General features: G+C 59.2%; 20 protein-coding genes. 7 read left to right on the top strand and 13 right to left on the bottom strand.

All coding sequences use genetic code 11. The annotated features are described in order from the left end of the window. The first annotated feature begins 126 nt into the window (after positions 1–126). Both GGQ85_RS01395 and rplI read left to right on the top strand, forming a co-directional pair. Positions 127–1,113, top strand: coding sequence for a hypothetical protein (locus GGQ85_RS01395; protein WP_309772985.1), 987 nt, complete (start codon positions 127–129; stop codon positions 1,111–1,113). A 39-nt stretch (positions 1,114–1,152) separates the two neighbouring features. Then, positions 1,153–1,758 carry a 50S ribosomal protein L9 gene (gene rplI, locus GGQ85_RS01390; RefSeq protein WP_079446831.1) on the top strand — a complete coding sequence of 202 codons (606 nt, stop codon included), beginning with the start codon at positions 1,153–1,155 and terminating at the stop codon, positions 1,756–1,758. Positions 1,759–2,015: 257 nt separating this feature from the next. On the opposite strand, the gene clpA is transcribed toward rplI, so the two are convergent. Continuing rightward, a complete protein-coding gene (clpA, locus tag GGQ85_RS01385; RefSeq protein WP_309772983.1) occupies positions 2,016–4,424 on the bottom strand; it encodes an ATP-dependent Clp protease ATP-binding subunit ClpA in 2,409 nt (802 codons plus the stop codon). Positions 4,425–4,667: 243 nt separating this feature from the next. Further along, positions 4,668–5,000 carry an ATP-dependent Clp protease adapter ClpS gene (gene clpS, locus GGQ85_RS01380; protein ID WP_309772981.1) on the bottom strand — a complete coding sequence of 111 codons (333 nt, stop codon included), beginning with the start codon at positions 4,998–5,000 and terminating at the stop codon, positions 4,668–4,670. Between the two features lie 464 nt (positions 5,001–5,464). Here clpS and GGQ85_RS01375 point away from each other — a divergent pair, with 464 nt between their 5' ends. Further along, on the top strand, positions 5,465–7,195 hold the full coding sequence (locus GGQ85_RS01375) for a pilus assembly protein TadG-related protein (RefSeq protein WP_309772979.1): 1,731 nt from the start codon (positions 5,465–5,467) through the stop codon (positions 7,193–7,195). Positions 7,196–7,269: 74 nt separating this feature from the next. On the opposite strand, the gene GGQ85_RS01370 is transcribed toward GGQ85_RS01375, so the two are convergent. Then, positions 7,270–7,608: a phasin family protein gene (locus GGQ85_RS01370; protein WP_309772977.1), complete on the bottom strand. Its 339-nt coding sequence runs from the start codon at positions 7,606–7,608 to the stop codon at positions 7,270–7,272. A gap of 365 nt (positions 7,609–7,973) precedes the next feature. Between GGQ85_RS01370 and GGQ85_RS01365 the strand changes: the two genes are divergently transcribed. Beyond that, positions 7,974–9,728: a serine hydrolase gene (locus GGQ85_RS01365; protein WP_309772975.1), complete on the top strand. Its 1,755-nt coding sequence runs from the start codon at positions 7,974–7,976 to the stop codon at positions 9,726–9,728. A gap of 310 nt (positions 9,729–10,038) precedes the next feature. On the opposite strand, the gene GGQ85_RS01360 is transcribed toward GGQ85_RS01365, so the two are convergent. Both GGQ85_RS01360 and GGQ85_RS01355 read right to left on the bottom strand, forming a co-directional pair. Beyond that, positions 10,039–10,761, bottom strand: a complete 723-nt coding sequence (locus GGQ85_RS01360) for a DnaJ domain-containing protein (RefSeq protein WP_079446835.1) — start codon at positions 10,759–10,761, stop codon at positions 10,039–10,041. 85 nt (positions 10,762–10,846) lie between these two features. Next, the gene (locus tag GGQ85_RS01355; RefSeq protein WP_087881149.1) at positions 10,847–11,623 is read right to left on the bottom strand and encodes a hypothetical protein; all 777 of its coding nucleotides are present in this window, start codon (positions 11,621–11,623) and stop codon (positions 10,847–10,849) included. Positions 11,624–12,002: 379 nt separating this feature from the next. Here GGQ85_RS01355 and panC point away from each other — a divergent pair, with 379 nt between their 5' ends. Next, the gene (panC, locus tag GGQ85_RS01350; RefSeq protein WP_309772973.1) at positions 12,003–12,854 is read left to right on the top strand and encodes a pantoate--beta-alanine ligase; all 852 of its coding nucleotides are present in this window, start codon (positions 12,003–12,005) and stop codon (positions 12,852–12,854) included. Between the two features lie 22 nt (positions 12,855–12,876). Here the strand turns inward: panC and GGQ85_RS01345 are convergent, their stop codons facing one another. The 5 genes from GGQ85_RS01345 to tolA form a co-directional block, all read right to left on the bottom strand. Next, positions 12,877–13,314 (bottom strand): DUF1489 family protein, encoded by a 438-nt coding sequence (locus tag GGQ85_RS01345; protein WP_309772971.1) that lies wholly within the window; start codon positions 13,312–13,314, stop codon positions 12,877–12,879. A 26-nt stretch (positions 13,315–13,340) separates the two neighbouring features. Further along, positions 13,341–14,291 (bottom strand): hypothetical protein, encoded by a 951-nt coding sequence (locus GGQ85_RS01340; protein WP_309772969.1) that lies wholly within the window; start codon positions 14,289–14,291, stop codon positions 13,341–13,343. Positions 14,292–14,448: 157 nt separating this feature from the next. After that, a complete protein-coding gene (locus GGQ85_RS01335; protein WP_087881150.1) occupies positions 14,449–14,652 on the bottom strand; it encodes a hypothetical protein in 204 nt (67 codons plus the stop codon). Between the two features lie 253 nt (positions 14,653–14,905). Next, positions 14,906–15,562: a glutathione S-transferase family protein gene (locus GGQ85_RS01330; RefSeq protein ID WP_079446839.1), complete on the bottom strand. Its 657-nt coding sequence runs from the start codon at positions 15,560–15,562 to the stop codon at positions 14,906–14,908. 60 nt (positions 15,563–15,622) lie between these two features. Beyond that, positions 15,623–16,399, bottom strand: coding sequence for a cell envelope integrity protein TolA (tolA, locus tag GGQ85_RS01325; protein ID WP_309772964.1), 777 nt, complete (start codon positions 16,397–16,399; stop codon positions 15,623–15,625). A 135-nt stretch (positions 16,400–16,534) separates the two neighbouring features. On the opposite strand from tolA, the gene GGQ85_RS01320 reads away from it, so the two are divergent. Beyond that, positions 16,535–16,804, top strand: a complete 270-nt coding sequence (locus GGQ85_RS01320; RefSeq protein WP_309772963.1) for a DUF3253 domain-containing protein — start codon at positions 16,535–16,537, stop codon at positions 16,802–16,804. Between the two features lie 8 nt (positions 16,805–16,812). Here the strand turns inward: GGQ85_RS01320 and GGQ85_RS01315 are convergent, their stop codons facing one another. From GGQ85_RS01315 to GGQ85_RS01305, 3 genes are all read right to left on the bottom strand, one after another. Further along, a complete protein-coding gene (locus tag GGQ85_RS01315) occupies positions 16,813–17,616 on the bottom strand; it encodes a YdcF family protein (protein WP_079446841.1) in 804 nt (267 codons plus the stop codon). A gap of 86 nt (positions 17,617–17,702) precedes the next feature. Further along, positions 17,703–18,521 (bottom strand): aldo/keto reductase, encoded by an 819-nt coding sequence (locus GGQ85_RS01310; RefSeq protein WP_309772960.1) that lies wholly within the window; start codon positions 18,519–18,521, stop codon positions 17,703–17,705. A 91-nt stretch (positions 18,522–18,612) separates the two neighbouring features. Further along, positions 18,613–18,960 carry a helix-turn-helix domain-containing protein gene (locus tag GGQ85_RS01305; RefSeq protein ID WP_309772958.1) on the bottom strand — a complete coding sequence of 116 codons (348 nt, stop codon included), beginning with the start codon at positions 18,958–18,960 and terminating at the stop codon, positions 18,613–18,615. Between the two features lie 144 nt (positions 18,961–19,104). On the opposite strand from GGQ85_RS01305, the gene GGQ85_RS01300 reads away from it, so the two are divergent. Beyond that, positions 19,105–19,872, top strand: coding sequence for a polysaccharide deacetylase family protein (locus GGQ85_RS01300; protein WP_309772957.1), 768 nt, complete (start codon positions 19,105–19,107; stop codon positions 19,870–19,872). Positions 19,873–19,921: the final 49 nt, after the last annotated feature.

Below are 19,921 nucleotides of genomic sequence, written 5' to 3'. Positions count from 1 at the left end.
ACGGTCGCCGGCGGCATCGCCGGCGTCTATCATCGTTATGTTTCATAAGGCTTCGGGGTTATTCCGGAGGCCGATGGTTGGGGCTCGGACGAGACCTCTAACCGCTCGAGAGGAGCGGGACAGCTGATGACTATGAACCTCCTCATTGCGGTCGCAGCCGGATGCGCCTCCGCGCTGATGTTCGCGTCGATCATTTCGGGCGCGCTGATCTCGCTGCTGTTGTTCTATCTGGCTCCATTGCCGCTGATGGTCGCGGCAATGGGATGGGGTCCGACCTGCGCAGCTATCGGCGGCGCTATTGCCGGCGCCAGCCTTGGCGTCTTGTTCGGTCCGCCGTATTCCGCAGCTTTCGTGCTGACTGTCGCGCTGCCCGCGTGGTGGCTGGGACATCTGGTGCTGCTCGGCCGCCCGGTCATCGCGGATACGTCGCCGCAAAGCACCGACGCAGTGCCGCCCGCTCTGTACCCGGTCGACTGGTATCCAATTGGACGCATACTGATCTGGATTGCCTGCTTCGCCGCGCTGACCACGACCGCCGCGCTTCTTACGCTTGGCTCCGACGCATCGACGATTACGGATACCCTGCGGCGCGGTTTGGTACGCATCGCCAATGTGCAGGATGCAGCGTCACGCGATCGGGCCTCGGAGGTCGTCGATGCGTTTGTGGCCATTGCCCCTGCCGCTGCCGCAACGATTGCTATGGCGACGCTGACGCTCAATATGTGGCTGGCGGCCAAAGTCACCGCCACCTCCGGCCGGCTGCGGCGCCCCTGGCCCGACATGAGGACAACGACGCTTCCGCCGATGGCTCTGGTTGCGATGATGGTCGCGCTGGCGATGTGCTTCGTCGGCGGCTTGCCTGCGATCCTGGCCCAGATCGTTACCGCGTGTCTGATGATGACGTATGCGCTGGTAGGTTTCGCCGTATTGCACACGATCACCCTAACGATGCGGAACCGTGGGCTATGGCTCGGCTCGGTCTACGCCGTCGTGCTGATGTTCGTATGGCCCGTCGTCACGATTGTAGGCATCGGCATCGCAGACGCCATTTTTGGATTTCGGCAACGTTACCTGCAACGGCACAGGCCTCCGCCGCTCGCGCCGAAATCGTGACTCAATACAGTTACTCAACACCGAACAAGAGGATCGAATATGGAAGTCATTCTGCTGGAACGTGTAGCCAAGCTTGGGCAGATGGGCGAGGTCGTGAAGGTTAAGGACGGTTTCGCCCGCAACTTTCTTCTCCGACGCGGCAAGGCCCTGCGCGCGACCGCCGAAAATCGAGCCAAATACGACGGCATGAAAGCCGAGCTTGAAGCTAACAACATCAAGGCCAAGGGCGAAGCCGCCAACGTCGCCGAGAAGATCAACGGACGCGACATTGTCATTATCCGCCAGGCTTCCGAAACCGGCCAGCTGTTCGGTTCGGTCACCGTCCGCGACATCGTCGCTTCGTTGGCCGCCGACGGCATTATCGTCACCCGCCCCCAGGTCTGGCTAGATGCGCCGATCAAGACGATAGGTAAGCAGAAGCTGACGGTCGCGGTCCACCCGGAAGTTGAGGCTGAAATCACGGTGACTGTCGCCCGCAGCGTCGACGAAGCCGAACGCATCCAGCGCGGCGAGGACATCAGTACCCGACAGGAGGATCGCGACGCCGCCGCCGAAGCGATCGCCGCCGCCGGCGAATTCTTTGATCCGGAAGCACAACATGACGAGCCAGCCACGGGTGACGAGCAGAACACTGAGGAGAGATAAATCCCGTTCTCACGAGCGGCGCTCGCGTCTTTTTGTCAAGCTCGTCAGAAGTTCCTGACCGCCGTCGCAATCGCCTCAACAAGACTGTGGATGCGCGCTTCTGCGTCCACACCGTCGTATTTCGAGCGAAGTGGATACCGGTTCGCGTAGATTCCGGCTTTGATTTCAAAGCCGGAATGGCTCTATCGCTCAAGCCCATGAACAAGGCAAAACGGCCGGCACTTTCGTGCCGGCCGTTTGTTTTTTCGTATCCGCGGTCAGACTTTGAGGAGCGGTTCCTTCGACGTGAGCCCTCCGCCGCCAGGCTTGGGTTTGCGCGGCGGTGTCCGCTTGCGGGCGCCCGGAAGTTTCTCTGGTTTGGGTGTGACCGGCCCATCAAGGAACTCGAAACCGATCTTCTCGAGATCGACGCCCGCGACCGCTTCGTCCTTGACGAGAACGACGCGGACGTGGCCGCCACCCTTGAGCTTGCCGAACAGCACCTCGTCTGCCAGCGGCTTCTTGATGTGCTCTTGGATCACCCGCGCCATCGGCCGGGCACCCATTTGCTCGTCGTAGCCGTGCTCGACCAACCAGGCTTTGGCCGGATCAGAAAGATCGATCGTCACAAAACGATCCGCAAGCTGTGCCTCGAGTTGCAACACGAACTTCTCAACTACCAAGCCAATTACGTCGGTGCTGAGATGGCCGAATGAGACAGTGGCGTCGAGCCGGTTACGGAACTCAGGCGAGAACTGACGGTTGATCGCCTCGCGATCGTCCCCTTCCCGCTTGTTACGCGTGAAGCCGAACGCAGCCTTCGCCATGTCGGAAGCGCCCGCATTGGTGGTCATGATCAGGATCACGTTACGGAAGTTAACCTGCTTGCCGTGGTGATCGGTAAGCCGCCCGTGGTCCATGATCTGCAACAGCACGTTGTAGACGTCCGGATGCGCCTTCTCGATTTCGTCGAGCAGCACCACCGAATGCGGATGCTGATCAACGCCATCAGTCAGCAGACCACCCTGATCGAAACCGACATAGCCGGGAGGCGCACCAATCAGCCGCGAAACGGTGTGCCGTTCCATATATTCGGACATGTCGAAGCGCAGCAGCTCGACGCCGAGCGCCTCCGCAAGCTGTTTGGCGACCTCCGTCTTGCCGACGCCAGTCGGGCCGGAGAACAGGTAGGAGCCGATCGGTTTTTCCGGCTCGCGCAAGCCGGCTCGCGCGAGCTTGATCGCCGCCGTCAGAGCCTCGATCGCGCGATCCTGTCCGAACACCACGCGCTTGAGAGTCTGCTCAAGATGCTTGAGAACCTCCGCGTCATCCTTCGACATGCTCTTGGGCGGGATCCGGGCCATGGCCGCGATCGTCGTCTCGATTTCCTTGATCCCGATCGTCTTCTTCCGCTTGCTCTCGGTAACCAGCATCTGCGCCGCGCCGGACTCGTCGATCACGTCGATCGCTTTGTCGGGCAGCTTGCGATCGTGAATATACCGCGACGACAATTGCACCGCCGCCTCGATCGCATCGTTGGTGTACTTCAGCTTGTGGTAGTCTTCGAAATACGGCTTGAGGCCCTTGAGAATGGCGATGGCATCCTCGACCGACGGTTCGTTGACGTCGATCTTTTGGAACCGCCGCACCAGCGCGCGATCTTTCTCGAAATGCTGCCGGTATTCCTTGTAGGTGGTTGAACCCATGCAGCGGATCGCTCCCGACGCCAGCGCAGGCTTGAGCAGATTGGAAGCGTCCATGGCACCGCCGGAGGTCGCTCCCGCGCCGATCACCGTGTGAATCTCATCGATGAACAGCACTGCGTTCGGATGGGCTTCGAGTTCCTTGAGAACCTGCTTCAATCGTTCTTCGAAATCGCCGCGATAGCGTGTGCCGGCCAACAGTGTTCCCATGTCGAGGGAGAATACGGTCGCGGCCGCCAACACCTCGGGAACTTCGCTGTCGACGATGCGCTTCGCCAACCCTTCGGCAATCGCGGTCTTACCAACACCGGCGTCGCCCACAAAGAGCGGATTGTTCTTCTGCCGGCGGCATAGCACTTGGATCGCTCTGTTGATCTCGGCATTTCGCCCGACCACCGGATCGATCTTGCCGTCCCGCGCCTTCTTGTTCAGATTGACGCAGTAGGTTTCAAGCGCATCGCCCTTCTTCTTGGCATCGTCGCCACTCTTCGTTTCGGTCTCTTCGTCGACGCCGCGCACCGGCCGCGCTTCGGAGACGCCGGGGCGTTTGGCAATGCCATGACTGATGTAATTCACCGCGTCGTAGCGCGTCATATCCTGCTCTTGCAGGAAGTAGGCGGCATGGCTTTCGCGCTCGGCGAAAATCGCAATCAGTACGTTTGCACCCGTCACTTCCTCCCGGCCGGACGACTGCACATGAATCACAGCCCGCTGGATCACGCGCTGAAAACCAGCGGTCGGCTTGGCGTCGTCAGCAGCTTCCGCCGTGACCAGATTCTCAAATTCGGTCTCGAGATAGTTCACCAGGCTGCCGCGCAGCTTGTCGAGATCTACGCTGCAAGCCCGCATGACCGCTGCCGCATCCGAATCGTCGACCAGCGATAGCAAAAGGTGTTCAAGCGTGGCGTATTGATGATGCCGCTCATTTGCGATTGCGAGCGCCCGATGCAGGGATTGTTCCAGGCTTTGAGAAAAAGTTGGCATTCCGCGTCCTCTAGGGTCTCTTGGCCATCATGATCGCCATCGCCCCGTCAGGCAACAACAACCTTCGTCAACAATATAGTAATATACCGCCCGGGGGGAAGGGTCCGTCTCCGCGAACATAGTGCGCGGCAACGCGAATCGCACAGAGGCTTGGGAATCATGAGCTTTGCCGAACCGCCGCGCTGATTGAACCGGCCTGACCAGAAAGCAAAAAAATCGTTCCGACTAATCGGGTTGGCGCAGTTACTTTTTTTCCATCACGCATTGCAGCGGATGCTGGTGCTTGCGCGCGAAATCCATCACCTGCGTGACCTTGGTCTCGGCAACCTCGTAGGTGAACACGCCGCATTCGCCGATACCGTGATGATGGACATGCAGCATGATCTGGGTGGCGGCCTCCAGATCCTTTTGAAAGAACTTCTCGAGGACGTGAACGACGAACTCCATCGGTGTGTAGTCGTCATTCAATATGAGCACACGATAAAGACTGGGACGTTTCGTCTTCGGTCTGACTTTGGTGAGGACCGACGCGGCTGGATCGCCCTGGCCGCCGACGCGGTCTTCGTCTTCACTCATTCTTGGTGCTGAAGGGACATCCCTCACGCACGATCCAGATATTTGAATGACAGGCAGCTTCAACATGGCTCAAGCGTTCGATATCTTTTCACGATCAACGACGGCCCCGGCCAAGTTACCGCGCGCCGCGTCAAGCTGCGACGTATAGGGCCGCTCATCCCTGTGTGAACGTCGGCTGGCCCGGACGGTTTAAGTATGGGTTTGTATTCGCCTCACCGCAAGATCGTAATTTCTCCTGAAACGGCTAACGAGCGAGATCAACCGCCCAGTTAGTGGTTAACCGACTCCTTCTGCCCCTCCAGAAAGTCAGCAAAGCCCATTTAAGCTCCATTGACGATGGGTAAGCAATTTTGAACGATCGTCGCAATTTGTGCGGCTATTTACCTGCTTTCTCAGGACAACTTTACCACCCGTTTAGCCCAGCGGCTCGAAAATGCGCTGGAACCAATGGATCGGTGACAGCTATGTCTGAGACGTCAATTTACAAACGGACTCGCAACTCAATCGGGCATTTTAGTCGCGATTCTCGAGGTAACATCGCACCTATTTTTGCGATCGCGCTTCTGCCGATATTAGGCTTCGTGGGCGCCGCCGTCGATTACACGCGGGCGAATGCCGCACGCTCCTCGATGCAGGCGGCCATGGATTCAGCGGTGCTCATGGTTTCCAGAGACGCTGCGGCGAACCCGACGATGTCGTCCCAACAGATCACGGAGGCGGTGCAGCGGTATTTTTCGTCGCTTTATACGGACAAATCCGCTTTCGGCGTGACCGTAAGCGCGACCTATACCCCGAGCACGTCATCGGCGGCGGCAACGATCCTCGCCTCCGGACAGGGCACGATCAAAACCGATTTCATGAAGGTCGCGGGCTTTCCGGAACTTAGTTTCGGCACCAGTTCCACATCCACATGGGGTAATTCGCGCATGAGGGTCGCGATGGTGTTGGACAATACCGGCTCGATGGCGTCCAACGGCAAAATGTCGGCGTTGCAAACCGCCGCGAAGGACATGATCGATTCGCTGTCCGCTTTCTCCAAAACCACCGGTGATGTCTATATTTCAATCGTTCCGTTCGCAAAGGACGTCAACGTTGGAACCGCCAAGGTCAACGCAGCTTGGCTGAATTGGTCGGAGTGGGAGGGTGAACCTCCAATCCTCGACACAACCAAAACCATTTTCGGTAGCAGTCAAAAAGGTTCGAAGCCGAGTAATTGGGACACCACAATCGGTGGATCATCTTGCCCGTTTACAAACACCAATCACGGTTTCACCTGCATGGATCGACCCGCAACTTTGAGCGGAGCAAAGAGCACGAGTACAATTCCCTCGAGTGGAACCTATGCAGGTTACATCTGCCCCAGCGTGGATAGCGGCAAGAAAATTCCCGGTAAGACCGGCATTTTCTACAATGGATGCTACACGACTGTTACGACGCCAGGAAAAACCATTGCCTCCGGCTCGGGCGCAAGTTGTGGATCGACCAGTAACTGCACCTGCTCGGGAAGCGGCAAGAACAAGGTTTGCAGCACACCGACGACCTACTCGCACCTTTGGCGTGGCGATGGGACGGCTGCTACTGCCGCTGCGGCACCGGCGCGGAGTACCTGGACCGGTTGCATCAACGACCGCGACCAAGACCACGACATCTCAAATGTCGCCCCCTCCACGGCCGTTGGCAGCGACACAGCGCCCTCCACGAAGTTCTATGCCGAACAATGGACAGACTGTCTCCCGGCCACGATCACGCCTATGAGTTACGCATGGGGCGATCTGAAAAACCAGATCGACGCGATGACGCCCAGCGGCAACACTAACCAGAGTATCGGCCTTGCCTGGGGCTGGCAGTCGCTCAGCACGACCAACGGTCCCATCGCGGCGCCCGGAAAAGAGGCGGCGTACGTCTATCAGGACTATATCGTCCTTTTGTCCGACGGCCTGAACACGCAGAATCGCTGGTACACGAGCGCGTCCAGTATCGACGCGCGACAGGCGTTGCTGTGCCAAAAAGTCAAGGATAGCGGCGTCGTCGTCTTTACAATCCAGGTCAACGTCGGCAGCAAGGATCCCCTATCGGACGTGCTCAAAAACTGCGCCACCGACGGAAATTTTCAGATGATCACATCGGCGACGCAGACTGCCGACGCCTTTCAGAACGTTCTCACACAAATCTCGCAGCTGCGCATCGCCAAATAACGCGCTCGCGGTAGCACAACAAAAAGCCCGGCCGATGATATTGGCCGGGCTATTCTTATTTGAGAATTTTTTTCTTAGCGCGCTGCTGGAACAAACTTCGCTGTAAAGTCCTCAAGCGGCTTGTAGGCTTGTTTGGCGAGATCGGCGTAGAGGCCGCCGATCTTTTGAGACTCATTCACGAACGTCTCGTAGGCCGTTTTGGCATATTCAGTTTGCGCCGCTACGGCTTGGTCCAGCGATTTCGCCCCAGCGAGTTTCTCGGTGAATGCGTTGCCATCTTCAACCGTTTTTCGAGTGTAATCGCCAAAGGCTACAGCGATGGCCTGAACGCCCTTGTGAAAGCTGCTCGCGGTTGCGACAGCGGCGTCCAACTGTTCCTTGGCCTGCTGCTGGATCTCTTCAGTCGTGGTCATGATAATTCCTTTCGTGACAAAGCGGGAGTAGCCGCTGATCTGATACGAATATAGTGCGATGCACAATAAATTCAAGCATTATTGTGCGTTGCACAATCGTCGCATTCATTCAAACCCGTCCCGCGTCATCAACAGTTGCTTAACTCTTTCGAAACTCCAGCCCCCTACGCTGGTAATCGAATCTTGAGCGTTTCCCGTGGCAAAGGCAAAAAATGCCATGGAACCAGGCTCTTAGCCAGAACGGCAATCTGACCTGCCACCTCGCCTAGAGAACCGGTTTGCGCTGAACGTCCAGATCAGTCGGTCGGGCACAATTTTGCCTCACGAACCGGTGACTAGAGTCGAAAATGGGGACGGGGAAGTACATGCTTCACACCACCTTGGCTTCCTCGCGCGCGATGCGCGTTGGCGCATTCGGACTTGCAGCGATAGTCGCGGTCGTTTTTACGATCGATCAGGCGAATGCGCGGCGTGCCCGTCACCACCATCGCCATCATCAGCAGCAGGAGCGGCATAGCTACAATCCGCCATTCGCTTCGATCGTTGTGGATGCCAATTCCGGAGCGACGCTGTCGTCCACTAATCCTGACAGTCTTCGTCATCCGGCATCTCTCACCAAAATGATGACGCTCTATATGCTTTTTGAGCGTCTGGATTCCGGCAAGATCGGCCTCGACACCGAGATGCGCGTCTCAGCGCACGCGGCTTCACAGGATCCGACGAAGCTCGGTCTGCAGCAGGGTCAGACCATCCGCGTCGAAGATGCGATCAAAGGACTGGTGACGAAATCCGCTAACGACGCGGCGGTCGTAATCTCCGAGGCGATCGCAGGGGACGAAGACGACTTCGCCAGAATGATGACGCGGAAGGCCCGCGCGCTCGGCATGACGCGGACGGTCTATCGGAACGCTTCAGGTCTTCCCGACGACGATCAAATCACCACCGCGCGGGATCAGGCGACGCTTGGCCGTGCCTTGCAAGATCGTTTCCCGCGTTACTACCGTTACTTCGCGACCACCTCATTCACGTTCCGCGGTCGCACCATTCGGGGCCATAACCATTTGCTCGGCAGCGTAGATGGCGTCGATGGAATCAAGACCGGTTATATTCGAGCCTCCGGCTTCAACTTGGTCACCAACCTCAGGCGCGGCAATCGCCACCTCGTCGGCGTCGTTCTTGGCGGTCGCAGCGGCGGTTCACGCGATGCGACCATGCGCCAACTGCTGGCCCAAAATCTTGAGATGGCTTCAACGCGGCGGACGGTTGCCGCTATTGCCGAAAGCAGTATGGCGGAGGCCAATGCGAAAGCGGCTGAAGATCAGGCGCGGTCACGGCCCACTGGCGTGACGCAAGTGGACGGTGCTGTTCAAGTCGCGTCCAATGTGCCCGAACCCGTCACGCTGCCGCCCGAACGTCCCGCTCGCTCGCTGATAACGGCTTCGAACGCTGCGCCGCCCCCGAAAAGGCCTGTATCCGAACCCGCTGCTTTGATGAGTGGCGTTATCAAGACCCAGCCCATCGACGCCGTTCCCGGCGCCACCGAACCTATGAAGCCGGTGCGGGTCAAAACGGTGCAGGTCAAGGCAAAATCGGTTAGACTGGCTTCGGCCGGGCCGGCCCCCTCTGTGTCGCCGGCCGCCGGCAACACCACAGCAGATCACGATGGGGCACCGGAAACGTCGGGCTCTGTCGTAGCGCGGGCGAATGTACCGCCGCAACCTGCCAACTTCGGCAACGGTCAGGGCATCTTGGGCGTGCTCCCCGCTTCGAGTCTTTCTTCTTCGACAAAGCAGGCGATGGCTCATGCGGATTCAGGAGCAGAGGTTCAACCGCGGACCGTTCAGAAGAATGGCGCGCTGAAACCAGTGGCATCGCATTCGGGCTGGATCATTCAGGTTGGTGCACTGGAAACGGAAAGCCAGGCGCGTGAGCGTCTCGATACGGCCCGAGGTCGCGCCCCCAAGATGTTGGGCAAGGCCGATCCCTTCACTGAGTCTGTAGGCAAGGGAAACAAGAAACTCTATCGCGCCCGCTTCGCCGGCCTCGACCGCGACGAAGCCGAAGCCGCGTGCCGCACCCTGAAGCGTTCGGATATATCCTGCATCACAATCAAAAACTGATCGCCCAGCCCGTATTGTATGCGAGTCAGGATTGATCCAGGCTAATAGCGTTTTCGAGCGAAGTTGATTTCGGTTCGCGGGAAGAAAACCCGTTTGATCAAAATCATTCAGCCCCGCTTCTGATTCCGTCAGAAACGGGACTCTAGGTCATCTGCGCCCGAAGCCACCCCGCGCAAACCACTCGTCAAGAATTAGCGGATAATATCCAAGCAACGATCGACCCGCCGGACAACGGCGGGCGAAAACGGGGCCTCGTCCGACAGAAAGATAGAAGCAACTCGCAGTGTAGCGTTTGGTAGCGTTGTTGGAGTTAGCTGCGATGAGTGCGAAGCAAAGTATCCTTGGCCGCGTTTACCCGGGCCGCCAGATACGTCGACCCCCCCTGATCGGGATGCAGTTTCTTCATCAACCCCCGATGCGCACGACGAATGTCGTCCTCTCCCGCCCCCGGCTCCAAGCCAAGGATCTGATAGGCCTCCTCGTTCGTCATTTTGCCGCCCGGCGACGCGTGGCTCCCCCCCCCTGCCGGATCGCCATGCGCGTTTTGACGCCAGGCGGGAAACCGGCGGTCCAGATAAGTTTCAAGTAACGCGCAGCTCTCCGCGTCAAAGCCGGTCATCATTGCGAGAAGCTGAGGCAGGTCGAAATCATCCAGTGAGCGGCCGGCGTCGGGTCCGTCAATGATCCTTCCGCCGAGACGACCGCTATCGTGATCCAGGACCATATCGAGGAACTGCGAGCGAACCTGGGAAGTATGTCCGGTGGTCGTATGCTGCTTTCCTGCGCCGAAAAGCCTGGCGAAAAAGGACATGCCTGACGATGACCAGCCCAAAAGTCCGACACCGAGAGCCGCCAGCGGCAACGCAAGCGCCAATTCTCCCTTGATGCCGATGAAAGCTGCCATCGCGAACGCTATGATGCCACCGGCGAGCCTGATAGCTCGCGCCAGTACAGCCGGATTTGCTGCCCGCAACAATTGAAGCAGCAAATACAGAAAAATGAAGGTGAAGAGGCCTGCTATCAGGGTCGGCATGGTGGATAAATAGTGGTTCGACGCAGTCAAAGAAAGCGGTTGTAGGCAGCGGTTACAGAGGCATAGAGACGCTACGAAATCCGGGCTACGGAGCTAATTTCATCTGTCCCAATAGCCGGGTCGCACTTGTTACCGTCGTCGACAGCCGTTGCAAGGCTTCCCGGCCGCCTGCTGCATAAGCCGCTGCTGCACGAAGCAGTTCGCGCAACTGGCTCGCCGCACCGGGATCGAAACGACACCAGGCGCCGCCGGTCAGCCGCGCGATTTCGCGAAAGGCCTGCTCGGCAATCGCATCATGTCCTTCCTGGAACATGAACACAGGGACTTTCAATAATCCCAATTCCCCAGCCTTCGCACAAAGATCGTCGACCGGTTCTTCCATCGCGTCGCCGACAAATACAACGGCCTTGATACCGGAAGCGACCGCTTCGCTGCGGGCGTGCGAGAGAACTTTGCCGATCTGGCTGTTGCCGCCGCGGCAATCGATGGTGCTCATCAACCTTGCGAGCTTTGCACTGTCGGATATCCAGCCGCTCGAGCGACATTCGTTGAGCCCGCGATAGTAGACAAGGCGAATGTCGAGGCTACCGATGCCGACCGCTTCGCGAAACATGTCGGCCTGAAGGGCGCAGGCCATGTCCCACGTCGGCTGCCGGCTCATGGTAGCGTCGAGCGCGAACATCAGCCTGCCATGGCCGCCTGCCGAATGAGGTGACATCGAGCGCGCCTTGGCGACGAATGCGGCGATATCGGACGACGACGAGGATTTTACGTCAGGCAGCGGAGCGCTTCTGTCGGACAGCTGGCTCCGGCAGGTCGACGGGTTCGGGGGGTGTTTCAGCGACTCCGGATCGTAGGACATAGAGACTCGCAAGGATTAAAGGCACTATGTGGCGCAAACCGCTGACAATTCAAGCGGTGCGCATCTGCTGGAGAGCCGGCTGCCCGATCAAACCAAGCCCACGTCCGGTTCTTTCTCCGCCGGTCAACCGTGAGTGGGAATCGAGCAGTTCAGCTGCCAGAACTCTTCCGGCTTTTGTCGAGGATTTATGTCATATGGACATGACATGTAAGGCAAAAAGCCGTGCCGCCAATCGCGGATTATACCTTGCATCGCCCACCGTCGCCGCCAAATCGCTCGAAATCCAGGTGCGTCTGAATGGCGATGCAGGATCGAGCCTGATAAGGTTCGCTTTTCGCCGCAGCTCAAGCCGCGCCCTAAGATCTATCACCGAACAGCAATGCCAACCGCTCCCATCGTCGTCCGTACGCTTCCCTCGCTGCGCCGCGCCCTGGAGCGCCTGCGGGCTCGGCGAGCAACCATTGCCTTAGTGCCGACCATGGGCGCCCTTCACGAAGGGCATCTGGCGCTGGTGCGTCAGGCAAAGCGGCGCGCGTCAAAGGTTGTCGTTTCAATTTTCGTAAACCCGACCCAGTTCGCGCCGCATGAAGATTTTGGATCGTACCCGCGAACTTGGAAGGCCGACATGGCCAAACTCGCCGAGGCAAAGGTCGACCTGGTATGGCATCCGGACGTCAGCGCCATGTACCCGCAAGGCTTCGCGACCCGGATATCGACTGAAGGACCAGCCATGGCGGGTCTTGAAGATCGTTTCCGACCGCATTTTTTCGGTGGCGTCACCACTGTCGTCGGCAAGCTGTTCATTCAATGCCGGCCGGATCTCGCCCTGTTTGGTCAGAAGGACTATCAGCAACTCAAGGTCGTGACGCGAATGGCGGCTGATCTCAATCTTGGCGTGAAAATCATTGGAGTTCCGATCGTGCGCGAACGAGACGGGCTCGCGATGTCGTCACGTAACGTCTACCTGTCGATCGAGCAGCGCGCTGTCGCACCGACGCTCTATAGCGTCATGAAGGATGCGGCGGAGCGGTTACGAAAGGGCAATCATCTCGAAGCCGTCTTGGCCGATGGGGCAAGAACGATCGAGGACGCGGGCTTCTCGCTCGATTATTTCGAAGCCCGCCACGCCGAAACGCTGTCACCGGTTCGTTCGATAAAGGATGGTCCGGTCAGGTTCCTGGTCGCGGCGAAAATCGGGGCCACCCGTTTGATCGACAACATCGGCGTTTAGTTCCCCGCCCGCTTGTTCCAGCTTACAGCAGCCCCAGATCGCGCAATTCGCGGCGCAGGGGCTCGGGCATCGCCGCGACGCTCGCGGCGTTGCTGCCGAGGTCGGGAGGGGCATCCGCAACGGATAGATAACGCCACCCCTGAAACGGGCGCATCGGGCGCGGCCTGACGGCAACTACCTTCGGCTGCATGACCAAACGACATCGACCGACGCCGTCCCCGTCGCGGAACGGCTCGATGCCGATCAGCTTCTCCCGGGCCGCGATTTCACCTTTGATGACCCAATAAAGCGAGCCGCCCGCGAGCAATTCCTTGCCGCGTTTCGGTGTCATCCGGGTGATGTGGACATGATGGCGCGGCAACCCTTTCCGGGTCGCCTGCTTCATGCGCTCCGCTATCCAGCCCTTGAGCTCGTTTACGGATTCGCAGCCTACGGCGAGTTTGACCAGGTTGAGGTGCATGTCAGCGATAGTTGTTGAACGGAGCTTTAGTTCTGCGCCGATGGTGCTGCAGGAGGCGTAAGGCTGACGGGCGGTGCCGCGTGCGGCTTCGGTGCGGGTGGCTTCTTCGCGGTCGGATGCGGTTGACGCGGCTTCGGAGTTGCCTGCGCGGCCGCCGAAGACGAAGCTGGCGGGGCCGCCGCCGTACCCGTCGCCGGCTCGGGTGTCATGATGTTGATCGGTGGAATAGACGCGGCGGTCGGATAGTCGATGGTCGTCGGTTTGCCAGTCGGCTCCGATGCGAGCGTCGGCGTCGCCGGCGGATCGGGTTCGGCCGCCTGCGTCGCTGCCGCTGGCGCGTTCCAGGACGATGCGTGACGCATCACCATTTTTTCGTAGAGCTGCTCCTCCATGTTCGCTGCAATCCGACTGTGATCAGTCAGCGATTGGAAAGCCGGACATTCTGACGGCTGGCAATGATCGCGCGCAACCAACACATGGGCGACCAGACCATAACGGTCGCGTTCGATCGCTCGCCGCAGTGCCTCTAACTCCGGCGACATGGCGCTATTGGCGGCAGCGACGTCGCCGAATGACCTTAGTCGGCTGATTTCCGAAGCAACATAGGAAACGGCGGCTGCCGCCGTATCGGGCATCCCGAACAGCGCCTTCTCGCAAGCGCTCTCAATTAGTTCGCCAGCCAGCCCGTCGATGCAGAACAGCGCAGGCATCGCAACGTTCATTGGTGCGCCGCGGTTTTTCGAATCCAAAATCCGGCCGCCGTCCGACTCGAAGCCTCGGAGCGTAATAGCCGCCGTAACTCCGATCGCGAGTAATGTGATGATGGCCAAAACGCCGTTGGCAACCGACTTCTCGGCACGAATGAGCGTCAGGAATAAAATGAACGCGAAGAAAACCGCCCCAGCAAGCGTCAGCCACATGGGGAATGCCGGCGAACGCCAGAATTGATCGAGTGATGTCACCCAAGCCCAGTTCATGCTCGATGCCCCTCATGCCGAACCGTGAGCCAGCATAAACAATCGGCGAATGCCAATGAAGCCCGGCTATTCAATGATCCGGGAATACGGCAAAATCAGTCCAAACCAGTGCGTTACGGAGAGTTCTGGGCAAAATAGCTCGATCGTGCCGCTGATCCTAGCAGGCGGCGAGCTGGCTTTCCTTTGCGACGCGTTCGAAAGCCTCGGCCGAATTCTTGATCCGATACTGAAAGTCGTCGCCATCAGTGGGAAGCTGCCGGATCACCTCGTAAGTGCCGCTCGCAGCCGGGCGCGCCACGTTGCTCGCGGTGAAAAGGACCGTTTCTCCAACGATAAATTTATGCTTCAACGCCTTCTCCATCGACCCCAATACCGGTTTTCGCGCTACAGCGCGTGCGGCCGGTCAGGCTTTTAGGCTGCTATAACATGCCGCCGAGGCGTTTGGCGAGTCATAACGATACCATGAAATTGCCAATTTCGCAGGTTTTCCAGTAACGTAATCGCATTGCGGTTGTTGTCGGAGGGAGTCCGCGAGTCAGGGTTGTAGACGTTGTCTGCAGCACGCTAACCGTTGGCTGGCCGACGGTGGCGCCTAACGGCAAGCGGACGTCAGCTCAATCGATTTCGAATTTCTCGATCACCAAGGTTTCCGCGAGACCCTCCTCGGTCCACTGGCGAAAGGCGGGCAGCGCCATCATCGCATCCATGTACTCCTGCACCGGGGACGTCATTTCGATCGCGTAGGTCCGGAAACGATGGATCACCGGCGCATACATTGCATCCGCTGCGGTGAAGGATCCGAACAGGAACGGCCCCTCTCCCGCGGACCGTCGACGGCAATCGGTCCACAGTTCCTGGATGCGAGCGATGTCGGCACGCGCATTGTTGGAAAGCGCCTTAGCGCCGATCCGGCGATGCAGGTTCATCCCGCATTCGCTGCGTAGCGCCGAAAAACCGGAATGCATTTCCGCCGAGATCGACCGTGCGCGTGCGCGGCGTGCGGGGTTTGCCGGCCACAAACCTGCCTTCGGAAACCGTTCGGCGGCATACTCGATGATCGCGAGCGAATCCCAAACGGTCACGTCGCCATCGATCAGCGCCGGGACTTTGCCGGCGGGCGTTATATCGAGGATGCGCTGTTTGTCTGCCGGGCCTGCATAGAGGGGAATGAGCCTTTCTTCGAAGGCGATGCCGCCGACCCTGAGCGCCAGCCAGGGCCGCATCGACCACGACGAATAATTCTTATTTCCGATCACGAGCGTCATCGTCATGAATTTCACTCCTGCACCGCAAGCTGCGCGCCGGCGACCGCCGCCACAGGCTGCCCTTCGTTAGCTGCCTGAGAAATCGCGCGGCGTGAAGCTGAGATCGAGGACCTTCCACTGGTCGTATTTATCTGGCGGCAGCATCGCGTAAGGCTGACACGCCATCAGTGCCTTAATCGCGCTCTTCATCAAGGCTGGCCCCTTCGCCGACGCACTGGCTTCGATCAAGGCAGGCGGCGCGGCGATTGTCCCATCGATGGCGAACGGCACACGCAGCACGATGCGGATATTGTCGCTGGGCGAGAGCGACGCGGGCATCTTCGAACAGGTCTTGAGGTGACGCCGGAATTGCGCGGTGTCCATCGCCGAAATATCCGCCTTGATGGCTTCCGCGGCGCCGCTATCGTCGTCAATACGACCCGGCGGTAGGCCAAGCAGAACCCCATACCTCACGCTGATATCTGGTTCGGGCGCATTGTAAGACGGCGGCGCGGCATCCGGCTGCGGCGAAGGCTCAAGCGCCGACTGTTTCGAAGCGGGTGGCATGGAAGCGCTTGAAGGCGGAACCGGTGACGATTGCGCCGGATCCGTGGCAACCTCCGTATCTATCTGCGGCTTATTGTCTAGGCTATCCAACCTATCAGGCGGGAGGGTTTGCGACGGTTTCGGAATATCCTCCTTTGCGGGGAAACGAATCTTCTTCGACGAAACGATATCGACCGTAATCAGCTGCTGCGGGACATTGTCGAATGGGCGCGCCTCGGTCAAAAAGAAGCTGGCTGCCAAAGCCAAGTGAGCGGCAATCGACGCAACGGCGGAGCCTATGAACACCTGCGATTCCATCGTTCCGCCAGCCACGCTACCCGGACCGCCATCATAACAACCGATCTCGGTTCCGTGTGTAGCGATTTTTGAGTTGAGACCCTACTGGACGACCGCTCTTGCAGAGCGTCCGTCATTGCGACATGGCATTGATCCATGACTACGCAAGATTCGCATTCGACGCTCTCCCTCGAAGAAGACATTCTGATGGTTTTGACGCGCGACGTCACCAGAACGCTGAGCGCGCCGGAGCTTGCACAAGCCATCGCCGCTGAATCCGACTGGCACAGTCTGCTAATGCCGATCCGGCGCGCGGCTGTGGCGCTGGCTCAATCCGGACGCCTCGTGATCTACCGCAAAGGTAAGCCGGTCGATCCCCTGGACTTCCGCGGCGTGTACAGGGTGGGCTTGCCGCGCCAGGACTGAGCGGCTCTCTATTGTCGCCGCGGTCCCGGAAATAACGCGTCGCTGCGTCCCGCCAGCCAATAGGCAACCAGACCAACCCATTCGTGGACGGCGGTATCCGCGCACGCGAGACCCGCGCTCAGCCTGTCGAATGGCATCGAGGCATCGATCCAGCCCCGCGTACGCCAGTCAACGGGATAGGGTTCGACGTCGAAGCCCGCCTTGCGGAATACGCCGACAGATCGCGGCATGTGATACGCCGACGTTACCAGTAACCAGCGTTCGCCGGGTTTTGGTGAAACCAGCTTGCGGGTGAACCGCGCGTTCTCATCAGTCGTGCGGGAGCTGCTTTCCAGCACGATACGCTCGGGTGATATTCCGAATGTCTCCAGCAGCTGCCTGGCGATCGGCGCCTCGGCAACGGAGTCCGCGATCAGATTCCCAGTTCCGCTACTGTAAACGATACGTGCCTTGGCAAATCGCCGCGCTAGTTCAAGCGCTGCGATCACCCGCTCCGCTGAACCATTGGTTTCGACGGCACCGCGGGCCGCCGATATTTCGGCATCGATGGCGCCACCGAGGACGATGATGCCGTCCGGATCGCGTCCGTCGTACTGCCATGCCGGAAAACGATCCGACAATGTTAGCAGCAGGACATTCCCGGCCGGCGAATATCCGAACACCAGCAGCGAAACGATACCAACCGTCAGCAGGCCGGTACCCGCGCGCCGCCACCTCATGAGCAGCAGACAAAGACCAACGCCACTGACGATCGCAATCGCGTTCGAGGGCAGCGTGATAAATCCGATGATTTTGGAGAGCAGGAAGAACATGCAATCAGCCGGTAAGCAGGGGACGTCCTGCATGCGCGAGTGGTAGGCCGAAATCAACAACTACGGTTTATCTCACGTCCTGCGAGCTAGTCCCATTTCGGAGCAAATCCGAAATCGGTCAGCCGTCCTTTGACACTGCCCATCGCCGATATCCGCGTCATCTCGTCATCGGTCAGTGCGAAGTCGAAAATCTCGATGTTCTCCGACAGCCTTTCTATTCGCGATGTTCGCGGAATCGCCGCCACGTTCCGCTGAACGAGCCAGCGCAGGCAAACCTGCGCCGCGGTCTTGCCGTAGGCGGCCCCGATCCGCGCCAGCGTTTCATCGTTCTTGATGCGGCCCTTGGCGACGGGACTGTAGGCAACCAGTGCCATGTCGTGGCGCCGGCATGCTTCCAGAACCTTGGCCTGATCGAGATACGGATGATACTCGACCTGATTGCAAACCAGAGGCTCCGGACAGAGCGCCGCCGCCTGCTCGATCAGTGCGACGGTGAAGTTCGACACGCCGATGTGACGCGTCATGCCGAGCCGCCGGACGTTGGCAAGAGCGCTCAAAGTCTCTGACAGCGGAATTCGCGGATTGGGCCAGTGCAACAACACCAGATCGATCTGCGCGAGGCGCAGTTGCTTGAGGCTTTCCTTGACGGACCGCTCCAAATCATTTGGCGCGAAGTGCGTAGTCCAGACCTTGGTCGTCACAAAAACATCGTTACGATCGACACCGGACGCGCGCAGGCCTTCGCCGACTTCGCGCTCGTTCTCATACATCTGCGCTGTGTCGATATGGCGGTAACCGAACCTGAGCGCCTGCTCCACGAGACGCGCGCAGGTCCGGCCGCGAAGCTCCCATGTGCCCAATCCGATTGCCGGAATGCGCGCACCATTGGCTTCAATGAACTGCATCGCACCCCTCCGGTCATCGAGCCGAAAGCAAGCTAAACCTTATGCCATTTGTGACAACGCTGCCAATCAGTCCGATGGTGCCCGAGCGCGTTCAGTCGGTATGACCATCGAGGGCGGCGAATACGATTTCGGGCGCATGCGCGACGACTGCAAGAAGTGCGCGTGCGGGTCCGCGCGGCATCCGCTTGCCCTGCTCCCAGTTCCGGATGGTTTCAACCGGAACGCCCAGTCGCGCCGCGAATTCGACCTGTGTCAAACGCGCCCGTTGACGCAGGCTTCTGACCTCTGGCTCCGTAGCCGAGGATGCCGCGGCCGGCGCAGACTTTGCAACGCGGTTCGGAGCGGCACTCGCGACCGGCATGGACGGCGCAAGCGGAAACTCTTTCCCATCGCGGATTTCCACGATCCGGCCGTCCGCTTTCAAACGCAAGCGCTGCATTATCATCCTCCGATTCGCAGGATCGTCGGTGATGTGCGTTAAGTCCGAGTGAACAGCAGGACCATCGCCCCGGCGATCAGCAAAGGCTATAACGAACGTAGGTACACGTGCAGACGATGACATACGGTTGGTCGGAACAGCGCTATGAGCATACTACTGAGGGTTACGCTTCTCTTTTTTGTGGCATGGACCACTTCTGCATGGGCCAGCGACTGCCCGCGCCAGGGAACCCTCGGCACTTCGCGTATTCTCGAGGTCGATGCAGCCAAGTATCCCCGTGTCGGCCTCAAGAGCTTTCCTCAAACGCTTCCGCTCGACGACAAGGAAGTGGTCCTCACCTTCGACGACGGGCCGGCTGCGACAACACCGCGGATTCTGGCTGCGCTCGCTCGCGAATGCGTCCGTGCGACCTTTTTCCAGGTCGGCAGGAATTCGCAGGCGTCGCCGGGCCTCATTAAGAATGCCGCAACGAATGGCCATACGCTGGGACACCACAGCTGGTCGCATCCCCATCTCAATGCGATGACTTTTGCAGCCGCCAGAGACAACATCGACCGTGGGATATCCGCTGACGAAGCCGCCCTCAACGGCAAGGCGACGAGTGTCCCCGACACGCGGTTTTTCCGCTTTCCGTACTTCGAATCCACGCCCGAACTGCTCGAAATGCTGCAAGCCAGGGGGATCGTTGTGTTCGGCGCCGATTTTTGGGCCAGCGATTGGCGACCGATGACTCCGACGGATGAATTGAAGCTGATTACCAGCCGGCTGACGGCCGCGCGGAAAGGCATCATCCTGTTTCACGATACCCGTGCGCAAACCGCTGCCATGCTGCCAGATTTTCTGAAATACATGCGCGACAATGGCTACCGCGTGGTGCATGTTGTTACGAAGCCGAAAGGCCCAAGAACGTGAACGCCGACGGGTGCTTGAAGACCCGCCAGATCACCGACCTCAAGCCGCA

The sequence above is a fragment of the Nitrobacter vulgaris genome, assembly GCF_031453995.1.
Taxonomy (GTDB): Bacteria; Pseudomonadota; Alphaproteobacteria; order Rhizobiales; family Xanthobacteraceae; genus Nitrobacter; species Nitrobacter vulgaris.
The sequence above is the reverse complement of the archived record's forward strand: the minus strand, read 5'-3'. Positions and strand labels throughout refer to the sequence as shown.